13 protein-coding genes are annotated in these 19,153 nt (G+C 46.9%); 8 read left to right on the top strand and 5 right to left on the bottom strand.

Annotated elements, in window-relative coordinates:
• Positions 1 to 22: 22 nt before the first annotated feature.
• Both NSU15_RS24755 and NSU15_RS24750 read right to left on the bottom strand, forming a co-directional pair.
• Positions 23 to 907 (bottom strand): sugar ABC transporter permease, encoded by an 885-nt coding sequence (locus NSU15_RS24755; RefSeq protein WP_042130723.1) that lies wholly within the window; start codon positions 905 to 907, stop codon positions 23 to 25.
• A gap of 254 nt (positions 908 to 1,161) precedes the next feature.
• Positions 1,162 to 2,538 carry an extracellular solute-binding protein gene (locus NSU15_RS24750; protein WP_339287893.1) on the bottom strand — a complete coding sequence of 459 codons (1,377 nt, stop codon included), beginning with the start codon at positions 2,536 to 2,538 and terminating at the stop codon, positions 1,162 to 1,164.
• Positions 2,539 to 2,876: 338 nt separating this feature from the next.
• On the opposite strand from NSU15_RS24750, the gene NSU15_RS24745 reads away from it, so the two are divergent.
• The 5 genes from NSU15_RS24745 to NSU15_RS24725 all read left to right on the top strand — a co-directional run bounded on the left by NSU15_RS24745 (position 2,877) and on the right by NSU15_RS24725 (position 10,072).
• Positions 2,877 to 4,691, top strand: a complete 1,815-nt coding sequence (locus NSU15_RS24745) for a sensor histidine kinase (RefSeq protein WP_076120788.1) — start codon at positions 2,877 to 2,879, stop codon at positions 4,689 to 4,691.
• Complete coding sequence (locus NSU15_RS24740) at positions 4,692 to 6,341, top strand: response regulator (RefSeq protein WP_339287891.1); 1,650 nt, start codon at positions 4,692 to 4,694, stop codon at positions 6,339 to 6,341. It abuts the gene before it with no gap.
• Between the two features lie 71 nt (positions 6,342 to 6,412).
• On the top strand, positions 6,413 to 8,110 hold the full coding sequence (locus NSU15_RS24735) for an alpha-glucosidase (RefSeq protein ID WP_042130716.1): 1,698 nt from the start codon (positions 6,413 to 6,415) through the stop codon (positions 8,108 to 8,110).
• 147 nt (positions 8,111 to 8,257) lie between these two features.
• A complete protein-coding gene (locus tag NSU15_RS24730) occupies positions 8,258 to 8,992 on the top strand; it encodes a class I SAM-dependent methyltransferase (RefSeq protein WP_076286049.1) in 735 nt (244 codons plus the stop codon).
• 39 nt (positions 8,993 to 9,031) lie between these two features.
• A complete protein-coding gene (locus NSU15_RS24725) occupies positions 9,032 to 10,072 on the top strand; it encodes an MBL fold metallo-hydrolase (RefSeq protein ID WP_339287890.1) in 1,041 nt (346 codons plus the stop codon).
• Between the two features lie 275 nt (positions 10,073 to 10,347).
• Here the strand turns inward: NSU15_RS24725 and NSU15_RS24720 are convergent, their stop codons facing one another.
• On the bottom strand, positions 10,348 to 10,956 hold the full coding sequence (locus tag NSU15_RS24720; RefSeq protein ID WP_042130715.1) for a phosphatidylglycerophosphatase A: 609 nt from the start codon (positions 10,954 to 10,956) through the stop codon (positions 10,348 to 10,350).
• Positions 10,957 to 11,228: 272 nt separating this feature from the next.
• Between NSU15_RS24720 and NSU15_RS24715 the strand changes: the two genes are divergently transcribed.
• From NSU15_RS24715 to NSU15_RS24705, 3 genes are all read left to right on the top strand, one after another.
• Positions 11,229 to 12,350: a GerMN domain-containing protein gene (locus tag NSU15_RS24715; RefSeq protein ID WP_339291453.1), complete on the top strand. Its 1,122-nt coding sequence runs from the start codon at positions 11,229 to 11,231 to the stop codon at positions 12,348 to 12,350.
• 165 nt (positions 12,351 to 12,515) lie between these two features.
• Positions 12,516 to 13,274 carry a ribonuclease PH gene (gene rph / locus NSU15_RS24710; RefSeq protein WP_042130710.1) on the top strand — a complete coding sequence of 253 codons (759 nt, stop codon included), beginning with the start codon at positions 12,516 to 12,518 and terminating at the stop codon, positions 13,272 to 13,274.
• Between the two features lies 1 nt (position 13,275).
• Positions 13,276 to 13,929 carry an XTP/dITP diphosphatase gene (locus NSU15_RS24705; protein WP_339287889.1) on the top strand — a complete coding sequence of 218 codons (654 nt, stop codon included), beginning with the start codon at positions 13,276 to 13,278 and terminating at the stop codon, positions 13,927 to 13,929.
• 218 nt (positions 13,930 to 14,147) lie between these two features.
• On the opposite strand, the gene NSU15_RS24700 is transcribed toward NSU15_RS24705, so the two are convergent.
• Both NSU15_RS24700 and NSU15_RS24695 read right to left on the bottom strand, forming a co-directional pair.
• On the bottom strand, positions 14,148 to 16,574 hold the full coding sequence (locus NSU15_RS24700) for a glycosyl hydrolase family 18 protein (protein WP_052414715.1): 2,427 nt from the start codon (positions 16,572 to 16,574) through the stop codon (positions 14,148 to 14,150).
• A 77-nt stretch (positions 16,575 to 16,651) separates the two neighbouring features.
• Positions 16,652 to 18,571: a glycosyl hydrolase family 18 protein gene (locus NSU15_RS24695; RefSeq protein ID WP_339287887.1), complete on the bottom strand. Its 1,920-nt coding sequence runs from the start codon at positions 18,569 to 18,571 to the stop codon at positions 16,652 to 16,654.
• Positions 18,572 to 19,153: the final 582 nt, after the last annotated feature.

Raw genomic sequence — 19,153 nt, 5'->3', positions numbered from 1 at the left:
ATTTCCTCCGGTTACAGGGATTCTAAAACTCTCCGATATCTTTCTTCAGAACCTTGTTGAGTATTACGGTCAGTACAAGGCAGAACACAATGAATAGGATGGATATGGCATTACCGTAGCCGTATAGCGACGATGAGAAGGCGGTTTTGTAAAGGTAGTTCCCTAAGAATTGCGTGCTGTTCGCCGGGCCGCCGTTAGTCATTAAGAACACGGTTTCCATTTGCTTAAGACAGGTTGTAACCGCGATGATAATGGCAACTCGCATCATAGGCGACAGAAGCGGAATGATGATGCGCGTGTAGAGGGTGTAGTTGTTCGCACCATCGATCTTTGCGGCCTCGCTTAAGTCACTTGGAATGCCTTGCAGACCTGAATAATAAAGCAGCAGTGCGTATCCAAAGCCTTGCCACATAACAACAATGATGATGCACCAGATCGCTGTCTTCGGATCTCCAAGCCAATCATGTGTGAGTGAATCCAGTCCAACGCCGCTTAGCAACTTGTTGAGCAATCCGTAATTGGGATGAAAAATCCCGCTCCACAGCTTGGCTGTAACCACAACAGAAATTACGGCTGGGATAAAGAAGATCGTCCGGAATATTTTTTCGTATTTGCCGGAATTGGTCAGGAAAATCCCTATGAGAATAGCAAAGGGATGCTGTAAGAATACAGTGGCAGCAGTCAGTAACAGGGCATTGCCCAGCGAAGTCCAGAATACTTTGTCATGAAATAGGATTTCACGATAGTTATCAAAGCCGATAAAATTGTACTTCCCGATTCCGCCCCAGTCTGTAGAGCCGTAATAAGCGCTCATGAAGATAGGGATGCAAATCATAAAAGCAAACAGGAATAGCCCGGGTGCGATGAGTAGGAATATCGCTTTTTTGTCGCTTAACACTCTGTGCATGGAAATCTCCGTCCTTTGAAAGAGTAATCTATCTACTACCATCGTAACGGGAAGCCAGACCCTGGAACATGCCGTATATTTCAGATGATTGTACACATTTTTTAAATTATGGAATGATAATTTTCTCTGACGTCGAAGGCGCTTATGCCCGAACAACAAACCCCCGACCTCTGGGGGAAGTCGGGGGTTGTACGCCACTATTTATGATGTTAAATCAGAAGCGCCGTCATTCATATACCTAGTAGTATTAGTGTTTATTTACCAGCCAATTTATCGGACGCAGCGTCAAGCGCTTTGGCGAATTCCGCTGTATTCATAGCGCCGGAGAGCAGGCTTTGGTGAGCCTCCATTACCTTTTGCTTGAACTCGTCGTTACCAATATCCTGCAGCGGAGTTCCGCTGGAAGAGGTCATTGAGCTGAAGACATCTACTAGTTCTTTTTGGAGTTGAGTTTCATTACCCGTTAAGAATTCATCGAATTTTTGCGCAGGTGTACCCGCGCCAGCTTGCCATAACATCTTGGACCAGTTCTCAGGCGCGAAGAAATATTTCAAGAAATCAACAGCAGCATCAGGATGCTTGGAGTTCTTACTTACTGCATACCCACCACCGTACCAAGCAGCATCATCCGTTGATTTACCTTTATCTGAACCAGGGAAAGCGAATGCGCCTACATTATTACGGAATTCTTCAGAGAAGTTCATATCTGTAGCTAGGCCGGAATCCCAAGCGCCCATAAAGAACATAGCGGCTTGTCCTTGTCCGAACAAGTTACGTGCTGCGCCATAATCAGCGGTTAACCAGCCATCGGCAAAGCCTTTAGCATTTGCGAAATCTTGCATTTCCGTTGCAGCTGCAACAAGGCTAGGATCATTAAAGGATATTTTACGTGCAACAGCTTCATCCATCTTATTGAAATCACCATTTTGACGTTGAGCAACGAACTCATACCAGATTGGCAGCGTCCATGCATCCATACCATTCATAGCAATCGGGTTAATTTTGTTGGCACGCAATGTTTTGACAGCTGCCAGCAGGTCAGCAGTAGTCTTTGGAACCTCGATGCCGTTGTCAGCAAAGATTTTTTTGTTATAGAACATGACCATATAGTCGGCACTGCGTGGCAATCCATACAGCTTGCCATCTTTGCTGAAGCCGTCCATGGAACCGGAAACAAATTGATCGCCTTCGAAGTCAGCGCTGTTCAGCTCAAGCAGCAAGTCATTATCGAGTAGTGGACTCAGGAAAGAAGGCTGACCCCAAGCTTGAATGATATCAGGCATCTGATTGCTGGAAGCATATACTTTAATTTTTGATTTATAAGGCTCATCTTGAAGCGCTTCCACTTCTATCTTGACGTTAGGGTGCTCTTTCATATAAGCGTCGATAATGTCTTGCTCCACCTTGCCTGAACCGTTTGCCCGATCCGCAAGTGCGGTAAAGAACTTCAGTGTAATTTTTTCGGCTGGTGCGTTTTCCGCTACGTTCGCTGTTGCCTCGGCAGTAGCTTCGGCTTTGTCATTCGCAGGAGCGTTTGTAGCTTTCGCATTGTTATTTCCGCCACCGCAGCCTGCAAGCAGAGCTGGAAGCATTAGACTCATAAGCATTAGCTTGATTCCTTTATTTCTCATCAAAAACCCACCTTTTTAGAATGATGTATTTTGAAGAAACGATTGTTATCTATCGAGGAAGCCGACAACGTCGTTTCTTCTTGAAATATAAGAATGTATAAGTTTCACGCTATACATTATCCTTATATTTCTCGCATAAACGCTGACCGTCTATAAGAGACGTCGAAGGCGTTTTTGCTTGCATCCTCATCTTAAGAGTTTCTAGCTAATAGAAACATGGTCCATATTTAAGAATAATGTAGGCATTTTTTAGCGAATGTAAAAAGCCGGTTCAGGGCTGAATGATTTCAGTTATACTTGGTTTACACATCTTTCTAATATAAATGAAGGTGGTTCTCATGAATCGGAATTTTCGCTTACTCAGCCGTTATCGCCATCTTCCGCTCCAATTTAAGCTGTTGTTATGGTTCGTTCCTCTGCTTCTGGTGACCATATTTGCTATGGGTTGGAACTCTTATCAGATCTCTTCGCAGCAGGTTGTGGAGAAAATGAAGCAGTCACAGGATCATCTTACCAAAAAAACAGCAGAGCAGATCGATGAAATGGTGCGAGGCATGATATCTTTTTCGAATACACTCTTTCTGGATGAAAGTGTGCAGCGGCTTTTAGCATCGTCTGAAGCGCAAAAGGAACGTAATTCTGTATTTAAGACCGTTACCAATCTTATGGTTGCAGGCAATTCTATTCAATCTCTGATTCTATACTCTTTAGAAGATAACAATGGAGCAGAGCCTTTTGCTGCGAATCAGGCAGGATTGACGACAGGTATGAAGTACTCGGATTTTATCAAAACCTCGTATTATCAGGAAGCTATTAAAGCAGCAGGGAGCCCAACCTTTGGTCTCTCCAGACCCACGGACGGTATTTTTGTAGGCGATCATTATCATAAGATTGTCCTTTCCAGAATCATCAAGAATATTTACACCTTAAAGCCGGCAGGACTCGCTGTGATCGGTGTAGATGCAGGGAAGATTGGGAGTCAATATCTCGACAATGCTGAAGATGATGTGGATATGTTCGTGATTGATCGGAACGGGCTGATTATTACGGCTTCGAACCCGAGCTGGATTGGCAAAAGAGATCTGGAACTTCCGTATTTTGCAGACAGCGATCCTAATCTGACTGTGAAGAAAAGGCTGGAATCTACAGCGGATCATAAGCAGTGGATTGTGTCGCATCTTCAGTCGGAGACGACGGGCTGGTATGTGGTGGTGGCTCATTCCAAGCGGCAGCTTGTTAAAGAGCTTGGTCAGATTTTACAGGTCACAATGACGATCGCTGTTCTGTGTTTAGTAGTTAGCCTAATGGTTACTTGGCTGGCAGCTGCCGCTATTACGAAACCGCTGAAGAAGCTTTCCCGTTCGATGCGCAGACTGCAGACAGGTGATTTTACGCAGCGGGTATTTTTTGAAGGAAATGACGAGATCGGCTTACTCGGGCATGGTTATAATCTAATGGTGCAGCGGATCAAATCGCTCATCAATGATGTATACGCCTCAAGAATGAAGCAACAGGAAGCAGAATTGAAAACGCTTCAAGCTCAAATTAGGCCGCACTTTTTATATAACACGTTAAATACAATTTGTTGGGAAGCCGAGAAAAAGGGAGATAAAGAAATTGCCGATATGGTGTATTCTCTCTCTCAAGTGTTTCGGCTGAGCTTAAATGATGGACGCGATACGTTTACCTTGGAGCAGGAAGTGGAGCTGGTGACCAATTACTTGTTCCTGCAGAAAAATCGCTTTAAGGAGCGTTTTGAATTCGAAATTTCTCTGGATGAGAGTATCAAGGATTTTACTGTACCAAAGCTGCTGCTGCAGCCACTAGCCGAGAACGCAGTGATTCACGGGATTGAGCCGTTGTCTGGCAGTGGACTGATATCGGTTCGTGCTTATCGTATAGAGAAAACTATTGTGCTTGAAGTGCAGGATAATGGTGTGGGGATCACAGCAGATAGACTTTTAGAGCTACATCAACGTTTAGCGAGGGGAAACTCTTTAGCTGAAGAAGAGAATGTTGGACGTACAGGATTTGCGCTCATGAATGTGCAGGAACGACTGTCCTTATTTTTTGCGGGAGCCTCTTTGCAACTGGAGAGTGTAGAAGGGGCTGGCACACGTATTATTATTCATATCACGGTGGAGGGTCCATAAATGATGAAGCTGCTGATTGCCGAAGACGAAGATACGATTCGTGAGGGCATCGTAAATATGATTGATTGGAAGTCTCATCAGATTGAGGTAATGGGTGAGGCGGGGAACGGAAGTGAAGCGCTGGCTTTGATGGAGAAAGAACAGCCCGATCTTTTGTTAACGGATATCCGTATGCCGCAAATGGATGGTCTGGAGCTGATTGAAGTCGCGCGGCGCAGAGGGTACGGCTTCCGGTCGATTATTTTATCCGGCTATAATGAGTTTTCTTATGCGAAGCAAGCGATCTCCCTAGGCGTTGTTGATTATGTGCTGAAGCCCTGCCGCCCTGAGGAAATTTTGAAGACGGTACTGAAGGCCAAGGAACTCATTGAAAGACAACGCAATCAAGAGGATGAGCAGCTTAAACGAGACCGTTCCTGGCATAAAAATGCACCGCTTGTCAAAAGCCAGGTCCTTTCCCAATGGATTTATCATCCACCGGTTCCGCTAGAACGGCGACAGGAGCTGATCGGAGAGTTATCGATGGCGATTGGCTTTGAAGGGCCGCAGATTGGTCTCGTCAGCTTTGATTTTGACCCGCCTTCCGCTACAGGCACAGGGCAGGATTTTGTACTTTTGCGTTACGCAGCATTAAACATTATCAGTGAGACATTGTCACCCATCTATCGAGGAAAGATAGAAACTTTTCATGACGGCAATAATTTGCTCTGGATCGGCAGCGGCTTAGCCGGAACGGATTCTCGCAAGCTTTACCGAGCGCCCCTCCAGTTGAAAGAGCAAATTGAGAAGCTGCAGTGTAATCTGGAGAAATACCTCAAATTATCAATCAGTATTGCCGTTGGCTCCTGTCGTTCGGATATTTCTGAAGCTCATCTGTCGTATAAAGAAGCACTTCAGGCGATGGAATCGCGATTTTTGAACGGAAAAGGCGGTGTCTATTACTATACAGAAGGAACGGGAGTAATAGGTGGCACTCCGCAGGAAATCGGGATTTTAGATGATTCTGAATTAAATGTGCTGGAGGATGAAATGCTTGTGGCGGTGGGTGCTGGGAGCAATGAGCTCGCACTTGATCTGCTGGAGAAATGGCTCGATCGTTTTCGCAGCAATCCGGGATGTCTTAAGCAAGAGGTGAATATTCGAGCCACGGCTTTTGTAGTTCGATTAAAGAGACTCGCGCAAGAGAAACAAGTCGCTGGCTTCGAATGGAAGCAGCATTTGGTCAATTGGATGGAGCAGGCACCACAGATAGAAACACTCGAAGAGTTGTCTACGATTCTGAATAAGGTTATGCAGAATGTGGTAGAGGCTTTTTCCAACCATCGACCGCTGCATCGCACAGTAGTCACTGCAATGGAGATCATTCGTAATAAATATAATACCAATCTGACACTAGAGTATGTCGCGAAGGAAGCCTATGTTTCTAATACTTATTTAAGTTCACTATTCCGCCAGGAGCTTGGTGTGAATTTTCTCGATTACTTGCATCAATACCGGGTAGAAGAAGCGAAAAAGCTGCTCCGCCAAAATCTTAAGATGTACGCAGTTGCCAAATTGGTGGGGTACGGTGAAGAGCGCCACTTCAGTGCTACTTTTAAAAAATGGACTGGACTTACGCCCTCGCAATATCAAAAAGGACTAACCAAGTAGGGGGAATTTGTTATCTACTAGGCTCTGTGTGGTTAAACTCTACATATAGCTAAATAGGAGGTAACCGAGTTATGAACCCCAAATGGTGGAAAGAAAGCGTCGTGTATCAGATTTATCCGATCAGCTTCATGGACAGTAACGGAGATGGAATCGGAGACTTACAAGGGATTATATCCAGACTGGATTATTTACAGGACCTAGGTGTAGATGTGATTTGGGTCTGCCCTATTTATAAATCACCTAACCATGATAACGGGTATGATATCAGTGATTATTGTGACATTATGAAGGAATTCGGCACGATGGATGATTTTGACCGGCTTCTCAGGGAACTGCACGCACGTGGAATGAAGCTGATGATGGATTTGGTGCTGAACCACACGTCACATGAGCATCCTTGGTTTGTAGAATCCAGGTCGTCGAAGGACAATCCTAAACGGGATTATTATATATGGCGAAAAGGTAAAAATGGCGGTCCTCCGAACAACTGGGAGTCTTATTTCAGCGGCTCGGTCTGGGAGCTTGATCCGCATACGGATGAATATTATCTTCACCTCTACTCTAAATACCAGCCCGATCTGAACTGGGAGAATCCGGTGGTCATTGATAAGCTGCATGAGATGGTGGAGTGGTGGCTGAAGAAGGGCGTGGATGGATTTCGCTTTGATGCGATTGCACATATCGTGAAGACGAAAGGCTATCCAGATGCAGACAACCCGAACGGGACACCTACTGTAAGGGCTTATGGTATGTTCTCCAATCTGGAGGATGTACACACCTTGCTGCAAAATCTATACGATAAGGTGCTATATTTCTACGATATTATGACGGTAGGAGAGACTTCAGGACTCGGACCAGAGCAGGCGCTGGATTATGTAGGTGACGGACGTAGGGAGCTGAATATGACTTTTCAGTTTGAGCATATGTTTCTGGATGCCGCTTCGCCGGGTAGTGGAAAATGGGATGTGGTCCCTTGGAATCTACTAGAGCTGAAAAAGATCATGAGCAACTGGCAGACGGTTCTGCATGACAGAGGCTGGAATGCGAATTATTTATGTAACCATGATCAGCCGCGCTCGGTATCCCGGTTTGGGAACGATCTCTTTTACCGGATTCCTTCGGCCAAAATGCTGGCGACCTTTATTCATATGTTGGAGGGCACACCTTATATTTATCAAGGAGAGGAAATCGGCATGACGAATGTCTGTTTCGATTCCATTGATGAATACCGGGATGTGGAGACCCTTAATTATTATGAAGAGAAGCGAAAAAATGGTGTTCCAGAAGAGCAGATTATGTCTGCGATTCATCATAAAAGCCGTGACAATGCCCGTACCCCTATGCAATGGGACGATGGACATGCAGGCGGTTTTACAACAGGGACGCCCTGGATTGAAGTAAATTCCAACCATATGGAGATCAATGCTGGCAATGCGGTAAAAGATCCGGATTCTATCTACAACTACTATAAACAACTGATAGCGTTAAGAAAAAAATACAAGGTGATCGTATACGGATCGTATGATCTACTGCTAGCAGAGCACACTGAGATTTATGCGTATACCCGAACTTTAGAGAATCAGCGACTGTTGGTCATTTTGAACTTTTTTGATGGAGAGCCTGAATTTGAATGGCCAGCGGGGTTCGATTCAAATCCAGATCATCTGGAGCTATTAATCAGTAATTACACGCAGTCAAAAGATCAGGATATTCGTTCTTTCAAGCTTCGTCCTTATGAAGCAAGGGTCTATTTACAGCAGCTTGTGTAAAGAAGTTACAAAAAGAGTTGTCATTAAAGGCCGAGAGGTCACGATGATGACTCTTCTTTGAGTTTGTCAGCAAAAGACTGTACAATGGCGTTACATTAGCATACATAAGAGGAGTTGCAGAATGACGCCTGTAGGAGGAGAGACAACATGACTGAATGGTATGAAAAGAGCTTCGGAGAGGATTATCTGATCGTGTATAAACACCGAGATTTCGGTGGAGCACGTAAAGAAGTAGATCAGATGATCGCCTGGCTGAGACTGCCTCCAGGATCGAAAGTGCTGGATTTATGTTGTGGGATGGGACGTCATTCTCTGGCACTTGCGAAGGAAGGGTACGAGGTTACCGGAGTGGATTTGTCGGAGGTCTTGCTGCGTGAAGCTCGATCTCAAGTCGGGGCGGAGAAAGTAACCTGGATCCGTTCCGACATGCGTGATTTACCACTAGATGGAGGATTCGATGCCGTAGTTAATCTGTTCACTTCTTTTGGTTATTTTGAAAAAGATGAGGAGCAAGTAAAGGTTCTGCGTGAAATCTATCGTCTGCTGAAGCCAGGTGGCAAGTTCGTTATTGATTTTTTGAATCCTGCGCATGTGATTCGTCATCTGGTGCCGCATTCTACGCGTGAGGACGGAGAGAATTTGATAGATGAGTCACGCCGGATTGAGGATGGTTATGTGAAGAAGGACATCATTCTAACCACTAAGAATGACCCTACGCCTCGTCAATATCATGAGCGTGTGAAGCTTTATTCACTGGAGGAGTTCAAGGAAATGATTGAGAAAGCGGGCTTGCAGCTCGAAGCTGTACATGGCAGCTATGAAGATGAAGTTTATGATGCAGAAAGGTCCACGCGGATGATATTTGGTGGAACACGTCCCTAAATGGTTTCCGGAAAAAGATTTAAAGGTGGTGAACGCTCCATGTCTAAGGCAGAGCTTACTTCATGGGACAAGAACATTCTCCAAGTCTCGGTACCCATGGACTCGCCTCTTCGTCAAGTGAACAGCTATATTCTTTCGGACGATGATGGAAGAGTGACTATTATCGATCCGGGTCCGCGCAGCCCGGATACAGAGAATTGCTGGCTCGGGATTTTGCAGGAGCTGGACTTGTCGTGGATGGATATACGGGATATCGTCATTACGCATCACCATCCCGATCATTATGGATTATCCGGCTGGCTGCAGTCGCAGAGTGGCTGTAAGGTGTGGATGACGGAGCGCGCCCATGCGGAGGCTAGATTGATGTGGGGCGATGGCTTTGGTGATGATCGAGGCAATGGCGCTGAGGAAAATGCTGGGAAAGACAATAGCAAAGACATCAATGAGATATTACCGGTTTATTTCATCCGGCATGGGATGACAGATGAGTGGTCGAACGGGATTAAGGCCCACTTGGAAAGCTTTAATTCCCAGGTGGAGCCGCAGCCTGTCGTTTCTTATTTCAATGTGGCGGAGCCCTTCAAGATGGGCGGCCGTAAATGGCAGCTCATTATTACCGGCGGACATGCACCGGGGCATGTGAGCCTGTATCATGCTGACAGCGGACTTATGATCTGCGGGGACGCTGTGCTGCCGCAGATCTCGCCCAATGTCAGCCTGCTGCCAGGCAGCGATCCCCAGCCGCTGCAGACGTTCCTTCAGGGGCTGCGGGAACTGGGCAGCTACCCGGTCAGCATGGCATTCCCGGGGCATCGCGAGCCCTTCGCTGGCTTCGCGCACCGGGTGAACAGCCTGCTCGCTCATCATGAGGAGCGGCTGGATACAGCGGGTGCCCTGCTTGCAAACGGTCCGCTAAGCGCGTTTGCGGTGTGCGAAGTTCTGTTTCGAAGCCGGGTAACCACCGTTCACCAGATGCGCTTTGCGATGAGTGAGACCCTAGCGCATTTGGCGGAGTTAGTGCGCCGGGAGCGGGCGGTGATGCTGGAGGTAGACGGCGGTTTCTTGTTCGCCGGAGCTTAAAGTGTTGAAGAGCATATCAGTTAGAGTATGTTGCAAGATCGACGTGGAATAGATGATGTATAACGCTGTTAAAGAGCAGTCTTCCTTTGTGAGGACTGCTCTTTTTGTATTTGAGTAACTAAATGTTGGTAGTGAATAATTATAGGAATTCATAGAACCCATCAAAAAAAAAAGCGATTGTCCCAGCAGCCCGCAGGGCTTGTGAAACAATCGCTTTTTCCTCAGAGTTACATTTGATGTATTAGAAACTCACCTTCTGGTGCATCTGAAACTCCTCACTCCGGAGTTTCATCATATTCTGCAAGTTTTCTAGCGGCTTCTTCACGATCCTCCGGTGTATGAGGCAGTTCAAGCTCAATTTCTCGCTCCGCTTGCTTGCGGTGTGCGATTCGGCTACTGGCTGCTGCCGCCACGGCTCCGACGATGTCGTCGAGATAGGTGTGGATCTGTCCCGTGCTTTTATCATTTAACCGTTTAAGAACGCCAGGCTTCAGCTTGTCTACATAGCCATAGTTCGTAAATCCGATACTGCCGTATACGTTCACGATAGAGAAGGCAAGAATCTCATCTACGCCGTACAATCCCTCATCATTCTCGATCATATCCTGAAGGGGGGAGAACAGCTTGCCCTCTTCTGCCAGTACATCTAATTGAATACCTGTTAGCACAGCATTCTGCACTTCTCGCTTGCTAAGCACCATCTCTACATTATGGATACATTCATCCATCGTTAAATTCGGATAGTATTTCTGTTGCAGAAACATTACGAGCTCCGCAATTTCCTCCAGAGTTACTCCACGCTTGTTCAGCCAGAATTTGGTCGCATCTGCGACGGCCTTGCTGTTCAGACTGTACGGTATTTTTGCGATTTTTTCATCAGCCATGTTCAGTCACCTCGTTGTTTAGTAAGTCATTTCATTACAGCAAACGTTAGTATGATGTTAAGGACTGTTGTTACCTCAGATTGTACGTTTACCGGAAGTATTTGTCCAGAGAGGGAAGTTTCAGTGACCTGAAATCCAGGTCCTACTTGAGATGAAGAAGTAGTTCACAGGCTTTTCCAACAATTTAGGATAAGCTGTTGTTATTTTTTGGACAAAGGTCTCGTATACATAGCAGTACAAATGATATCTAACCTTGAAAGGGGTAATAAATGATGAAACCTATGCAACAAATCCGCGGAATCTCCGCAGTCTGCTTACTCGCAGTTCCACTGGCACTGTCCGGCTGTGGGCTGTTTGGTTCAGAATCGGCATCGATTGATGCTCCGCCACCAGAGGTTGAAGCGCAAATGTTGCAGACTAGTGGAGGTACTACTTTGGATTCAGGTGTATTTGGTCCGGTGACACAGGAGGATACACAGACAGCAACTAAAGGCAGCACCAAAAGCGCTCAAGGTACTGCTTCCGGAGATCGGACAACTGTATTTTTGGAAGATGGTAATGGATTACTCGCTCCCGTATCCCTAAGCTTGCCAAAGAGCAAAGATGCTTCCTCCGCTCTCAAAAACTCGTTAATGGCTCTAGTGAGCAAAGGAGAATATGCCTCATCAGTGCCTAAAGGATTCCAAGGCGTTCTTCCAGCAGGAACAGAAGTAAGTGTTACGGTAGACAAATCTAATCTTGCGGTTGTGGAATTTAATTCAGAGTTCAATAACTATGATCCTGCGGATGAGCGTAAAATCCTCGAAGCTATCACTTGGACGCTGACCGGTCAAGATGAGATTAAAGGCGTACAACTCTGGGTAGATGGTAAAAAGCTCACAGAGATGCCGCTACAAGGAACTCCGCTGGATCGTCCATTATCCCGTACAATGGGCATTAACTTGCCGAAGCAAGGTCCACTTCTGATGAACTCTAGTGCGGTTACTGTTTATTTTTCCACAACATCCCCTGACGGTATCCAATATTATGTTCCTGTAACCCGCTTTGTACCCGCCGGACAAGAACAGCTGACTGCTGCTTTGAACGAATTGATTGCGGGTCCTGAATCCGGTAATGGGCTGGAAATGGTCATGACACAGGGAACGATCCTTGATTCCGTTGATGCTGGGCAGAACGGCGTAGTTACCGTGTCCTTGACTGACGATATGTTCACAGACGGTAAAGGAGTACCCGCTGAGATGCTGGAATCGGTTGTGTTGACGGTTGCGCAAAATTCAGATGATTCTCTGGTGCAAATTCGCTTGAATGGCAAGGAATCGATTACTGACACGGATAATGTGGACTACAGTAAACCTGTTTCCGCACCAGAATATTTGAATGAGATCCCGTTATAGAATGACCCTTTAAGGTTTAAAAGATGCTTTTGTGCCTCCTCTTTGGTAGAATAAAAGTTGCTCAAAAAGACGTTACGTCCCAAGCATTGTGCTACTCAGTATTTATGACGGGGGAAATGGGACTCACGCTAAACTTTTAGCTATACGATGTAGGAGGCAGAAAAGATGAGATCAAACGGGCGAAACGACGACCAATTACGGCCGCTGACAATAACGACCCAAACGAATAAATATGCTGAGGGCTCCGTGATCATTGAAATGGGAGATACCAAGGTCATTTGTACGGCTACTGTGGAGGAAAAAGTGCCTCCATTTCTTAAAGGGCAAGGAAAAGGTTGGGTAACCGCTGAATATTCGATGCTTCCTCGGGCAACTCAATCCCGTAATCAGCGTGAAGCTGCGCGCGGTAAGCTTACCGGACGGACTATGGAGATCCAACGGCTGATCGGACGAGCGCTTCGTTCCGTAGTGAATTTGCAAGCGTTAGGCGAGCGTAGTATTACGCTGGACTGTGATGTAATTCAGGCGGATGGTGGTACGCGGACCGCTTCGATTACAGGTGCTTTTGTTGCTATGGCGTTTGCTATTAACAAAATTGCACTTCAGCACAAGCTGCCTGTGTTTCCTATAACAGATTTCTTAGGGGCGATCAGTGTCGGTGTTGTAGGGGATAAAACGCTGCTCGATTTGAATTATGAAGAAGATTCCAAAGCTAAAGTAGATATGAATGTAGTTATGACTGGCGGCGGTGCTTTTGTTGAACTTCAGGGCACTGGCGAAGAAAGACCGTTCACGCGTCAAGAGCTTGATCTTTTGCTAGGTCTAGGTGAGAAGGGAATTTATGAACTGATTGCTGCGCAGAAAGAAGCGCTGGGAGCAATTGCTCTCAAAATCCCTTCCGGCCAGCCGGGCCAAGAGGTGTAACATGAGGTCTGACGGCGGCATTCTCATTGTTGCGACGAAGAATAAGGGGAAAGTGCGCGAATTCGAGCATGCTTTTGCTCCGCTGGGGCTGACAGTGAAAAGTATGTACGATTATCCGGATCTGCCTGATGTGGTAGAAGACGGAGCCACTTTTGCCGAGAACGCCTTTAAAAAATCCAAAGCTGTAGGTGATGCCCTTGGAATCCCGGTCCTCGCTGATGATTCGGGTCTTTGTGTAGACGCTTTGGATGGCCAACCGGGTGTGTACTCTGCGCGTTATGCAGGGGAAAATGCTACGGATGGAGATAATAATCTGAAGTTGCTTAGCGAGCTGGAGCGATTGAAGCAGGGGGAAGACACCGACCAGCCTTTGCTGAGCACAGCAAGGTTTGTCTGCACTTTGTCACTGTATGATCCGGTTTCTAAACAGGAGCTAACCGCAGAAGGCGCGGTGGAGGGCTGGATTACCTCAGAACCTTCCGGTGCTGGCGGATTTGGTTATGACCCACTCTTCTATCTCTCGGAGCATGAAAAAACTATGGCCGAGCTTACGCTGGAAGAGAAGCAGCAGATCAGCCATCGAGGTGCTGCATTGCGAATGCTGACAGCGAAGCTGGAGAAGAAGCTGGCAGCTGAAGGCGAACTAGCTGAGTAATAGAGTATTTTTATACAAAATAGGGTGTCCAAAAGCCATTGGCTGCTGGACACCCTGTTTTTTTGCGTGTTCGTGACCATTACCGGACACAGCTGATCTTAAAGGTGGCTTCATTTATGATTTCAGAATTTAACGGACTCCAAAGTCGCTATTAGCACTAGACTCAGAGGTTGTAAAATTACTCGGGAATATTAATGTAGAGCCTTTTATTGGCTGGATTATAACAGCTTCCAAAGAGCAGGCGTGGAACCTGGTTCCCACCCTTGAAGGGAAGTGTGAGGCTGCAAGCATGAATATGTTTTTCCGTTATAGGTGACGACGTCGCCTACTTTGTAGGCTACCCCAGTTACCCAAATAGAGCCTCCCGAAGTAGGTGTAATGGTAGGCAACGGAGTTGACGTCGGTACAACGGTAGCTGTAGATGTTGGTACAACAGTTGATGTTGGTGCCACCGTAGGTGCCAAAGTCGGCGTCACTGTTGGAGCTACAGTTACCGCAGGTGTAGATGTTGCGGTTTCGCATGCGCTGATGAATTTCCAGACACCATTAGCGCCGCTCAGATCTGGACGATCTCCTTGCGTCCACCACTTGGCTTCATAAAGTGAACCGTTGTAGGAAACGCGCTGTCCGCCAGTGTACACGGTTGTCGCACTCCACGTCGCTGCCGAACATTGTCCCGGTGTAGGTGTTGGAGTCACGGTTGCAGTCGGTGTTGGAGTAGGAGTCACGGTAGCTGTCGGCGTTGGCGTTGCAGTAGGCAGCGGTGTTGGTGTTGCTGTTGCAGTCGGTGTCGCGGTTGGGGTAGCTGTTGGTGTTGCTGTCGGTGTAGGAGTTGGCGTGATGCCTCCATACAACTTCTCGTACTCCTGCTGGGACGAGCTTCCGTTCAGCGTAATGCGTTGCGGCCCGCCCGAGAAGTTCAGCTTCATCATACCCGGAACTTCCAGCGTGGCTCCGTTTGCAATCGTTTGGGAAGCCGTCCCGGTAATCCGGTAACGGTTAAAGTCCCAAGCCGTAGAGATTTGCTCTACAGTACCAGCTCCCCATGCAGAAGTCAGGGTGGTGGTTGTCGGTAGATCGAATTCAAGCTTCCAACCACCAGCGATATCTGTACCTGTGTTATTCGTTATTTTCAGGGAGTAGGTATAATTCGGATGATCGTAAGCGCCACTAAAGCTAAGACTGAAGTTCGTAGGTGCAGGTAGTTGTGGCTTCGGAGTTCCACCTGGCAGAGAGGCTGTCTTAAGCTGGTCATAGGCAAAATCGGTCAACGAGTTGCCATACGTATAAGTGCCATCACTCTTTTCAGAGTAATCGCCTGTCAACTCCCAGAACATCATCCCTCCCAATCCTTTTTGCTTGATATAATCCAGTTTGTAGCCGAGTGACTCCTTATCTTCATAAGTAAGAAAGACCTTCTTATCTGCGTTGAACAAGTATGGAGTTTTGGTAACGGGATCGAAATAACGTTTGTTCGCTGGATCTTTGAGCAGGTTCAGCACATGCCAGATAGGATTTGCGCCAGCAGGCTGCTCTGGTGCAGGATCGTTCCAGATTCCGTAAATGCCGTCTGCTCCGCCTCCGGTTGTAGGAGCTGTACCGTAAAGACCGGTGTTGTTGATGCCTCCATTCACATTCTTCCAACCACGTGAGTAGTAAGGAACTCCGATGACGATTTTTTCCGGAGGAAGCGTACCCAAATAGTATCGAACGGCCCAGTCGGTATTCAGAACCGGAGTGCCTAGTGCAGCTGTTTCGGTATCGCGAGAATCTGGATACAAGGCGGAATGCGGCCCTACATATCCATTCCACGCTCCGTGGAAATCATAGGTCATAAGATTCGCCCAGTCCAAATACTGGTTAGCTTCCCCGAGCTTCATCCCGCCTAGAATCCAGGAGGAGGCGGTTGCGGCGACAGTTAGGTCATATTTTTGATTGTCCTGTGCGCCTGCCTGATCCAGCTTTTCACGAAGCTTTTTCATGAGGAGAACATAGTTGTTGTAATTCACTGTGCGCAGTGGCTCAGCCACACCGAAGTCATTCGGGTTACCTGATTGGCCGGTACCGGATGGGTACTCCCAATCAATGTCTACACCGTTGAACTGGTAGGTTCGTAGAAAATCTACGACACTATTTGCAAACGTCTCGCGGCCAGCTTCCGAATTGGCCATGTTATAAAAACCACCAGAACCCGACCAACCACCAACCGAAATCAGGGTGCGGACATCGGGATATAACTGCTTATACTTTACGAGTTGATTAAAATGTCCTTTATACGGTAAATTCGTTAGTTGGCCGGGATAATCTTTTTCGATAGCTGCTGTACGGTCCATCAGATCAATCTTGTTCGTTTGAGCGTTTACCTTGGCGAACGCATAGTTAATGTGAGTGATTTTGTCCCAGGGTATTTTGTCGACAGTATAAAATCCTTTATTCTCCTGATCTCCCCACTCCGGGAAGTAAGCAACAATTTTACGCGGATGATCTGCAGCGGGAGCGGGAGCAGTAGGCGTTGTCCCTGCTGCTAAGGCTACTTGCGACGATCCACCCGCACTTGTATATAGCGGAAGCAGAATGATGGCGCTCATTAAGGCCGCAATGTAGCGTGCAGATTTACTTCGCCTATTACGTGTACTTATATTCATTTAACATTCCTCCAAAAGGGATAATATGACTGCGAGAGTAGATAGAAACGGTGATCCTTTCGCGTTAATAATGAGTCTTAATTCAGCTTCCAGAGTGCGGGTGTGGTCGCCGGTTCCCAGCCTTGAAGTGAAGTATGGGGCTGGAGGCAAGTATACGTTTTGGCGTTGTAGCTAACGATATCACCCGTTTTGTAAGCGATTCCTGCAATCCAGCTAGAACTCCCAGGGGTCGGTGCTACAGTTGCGGTTGGTGCCGGAGTTGCTGTCGGTGTTACAGTGGCAGTTGGTGTTGGAGCTGCTGTCGGTGTTACAGTGGTCGTTGGTGTGGGAGTTGCGGTTGGTGCCACTGTTGCCGTCGGAGCCGGAGTTGCTGTCCCGCATACGTTGATGAATTTCCAGACTCCGGTAGCACCGCTAAGGTCGGGACGATCGCCTTGAGTCCACCATTTAGCTTCATAGACTGAACCATTGTAAGAAACTTGCTGACCGCCAGTATATACAGCTGTCTGGTTCCATGCCGCTGCACATTGACCCGGAGTAGCCGTCGGCGTTGGGGTTACCGTCGGTGTCGATGTGGTGGTTGGAGTAGCCGTAGGTGTTGGCGTTGGTGTAGTGGTTGGAGTAGCCGATGGAGTCGGAGTCGGTTGCACTACTCCGCCGCCAAGATCGGCGTTTAGTTTGTTGGTCAGTGTTTTGTTCCTGTCACCGCTTGTCTCCCAGAACATGGCGCCTGCTAGGCCTTTTGATTTGAGATAACTGATTTTATGGCCAAAGGATTCTACGTCGTCATAACTGATATAGGTTTGGTTCGTTGGATTATAGAGATAGGGCACTTTAGAAACATCATTCCAATAACGGGTATAGCCGTTTTTGTTAATATAATTAGCTTCGAGGTCGTAGAAATCATAACTGCCTTTCTCCCATGTACCCGTGGACGAAATGCCTGCAGACAATTGATATTGGCCATTTCCTGCTGCAGGAGCGCCGCCCCAACCACGGCCATAGAATCCCATGCCAAGCACTAACTTGTTCGCGGGTACGCCATTAGCTAAATAGCTGGTTACCGCTTTGTCGATGTTGAAGTTTTGCGGTTCGGTTAGGCCTGACGCAGAAGCGGCAGGATCATAGTACAATGGAGCATTGTGACCTGTAGTCTTATTCCAGCTTCCGTTGAAGTCATAGGTCATAATATTGATCCAATCGACAATGGAAGCAATACCTGCAAGATTATTGTTATTCACGTATGTCGGGCCTGCACCGGAAGCAATGGTCAGTAGGTAGGTTTTGCCGTCGGTCTGACCGGCAGCATTTAGCTTCTCGCGGATTTTTTGCAGAAGAAGGACATAGTTCTCCTTGTCTTCGGGACGGTAGCTGTTGCCTGCGAGCCCACCGCTAACTGGGTACTCCCAGTCGAGATCGACACCGTCCATTTTATATTTACGAATGAAGTCTACCGCTGAGTTGGCAAAAACCTCACGGGTTGCAGCCGTAGCCGCCACATCAGAGAATCTGTTCGACCAGGTCCAGCCTCCGACGGAGATCAACGTCTTCAGGTTCGGGTTCTTTTCTTTTAGCTTCCACAGCTGCTTCAGGTTACCTTTGATGGGGTCATCCCATTTGTCATCCCCAAAGCTCTTACCGGTATCAATCCACGGGTCACCGAGCACAATTGTACCGTTCGGAACGTTAATGGGCTGTGCTTGTTCATTTTGACAGCTCCAGGTTACTGGATTTGGGCCAGTTGGGTCGGGGTTGCCGTGAATGCCATTCCAACAAATATCTGCGAAGGCGTAGTTAATGACATTCATTTTGGTAGGATCAATATCGGATACATTGTAAGCCCGCCCATAAGCGGCCCAAGAAGCGTAATAACCAACCAGTTTATAATCCTCTGCAGCGTTGGCCGTTTTAGCACTACTACCTAGGGCTGAAAAAAGGGTCAGAACAAGCGCGGCGATCATCGCGATCGCAAAGGTTTTGCGTGAACTTTTTTTCATGAATATCATTGATTTTCTACCTCCGAGGTTTAATGTGTAGTTCGAAATCTTTTCGGCAAGAAATCCCGATGTTCACCTCCCGCAGTTTAAAATGGACCTGTACCTTCACCTGTGCGTATCTCTCATTCTACCGACATCCAATTCATAGATTTAGCAGCAAAAAAATAGCGTCCTCATGAAGCATCACACAACAAGTAAGCGCTTTCTAAATTGCTGTTCTAAGAATTCCTTTTCTGATAAACTTGTAGATATAACAATGCTGGTAGAGGGTAAGATGGGTAGAAGAGTTGGTTGGGAGTTGAATTATTAGGATTAATTTCATATATATGGGTGGAGGCATTTCTTATTTTCAAGCATAGAGAGCGATTAAGCTAGGGATAAAATTCGGTAATGTAGGGGGACATTTTTATAATTATTGGGTGCTTAATGAGGGGAACTTTGATAGAAAAGGTGCCTGTCCTCTTTTTCAGGAAACTCATGCAGAACACATAACCTCAGATGTAATGAATATAAATTATATACATGCCTGCAATTATTTTACGGAATTACGCAACGCATCGCTGTTTCTTTTCGTTATAGTAG

The sequence above is a fragment of the Paenibacillus sp. FSL E2-0201 genome, from assembly GCF_037963325.1.
Classification (GTDB): Bacteria; Bacillota; Bacilli; order Paenibacillales; family Paenibacillaceae; genus Paenibacillus_AQ.
The sequence above is the reverse complement of the archived record's forward strand: the minus strand, read 5'-3'. Positions and strand labels throughout refer to the sequence as shown.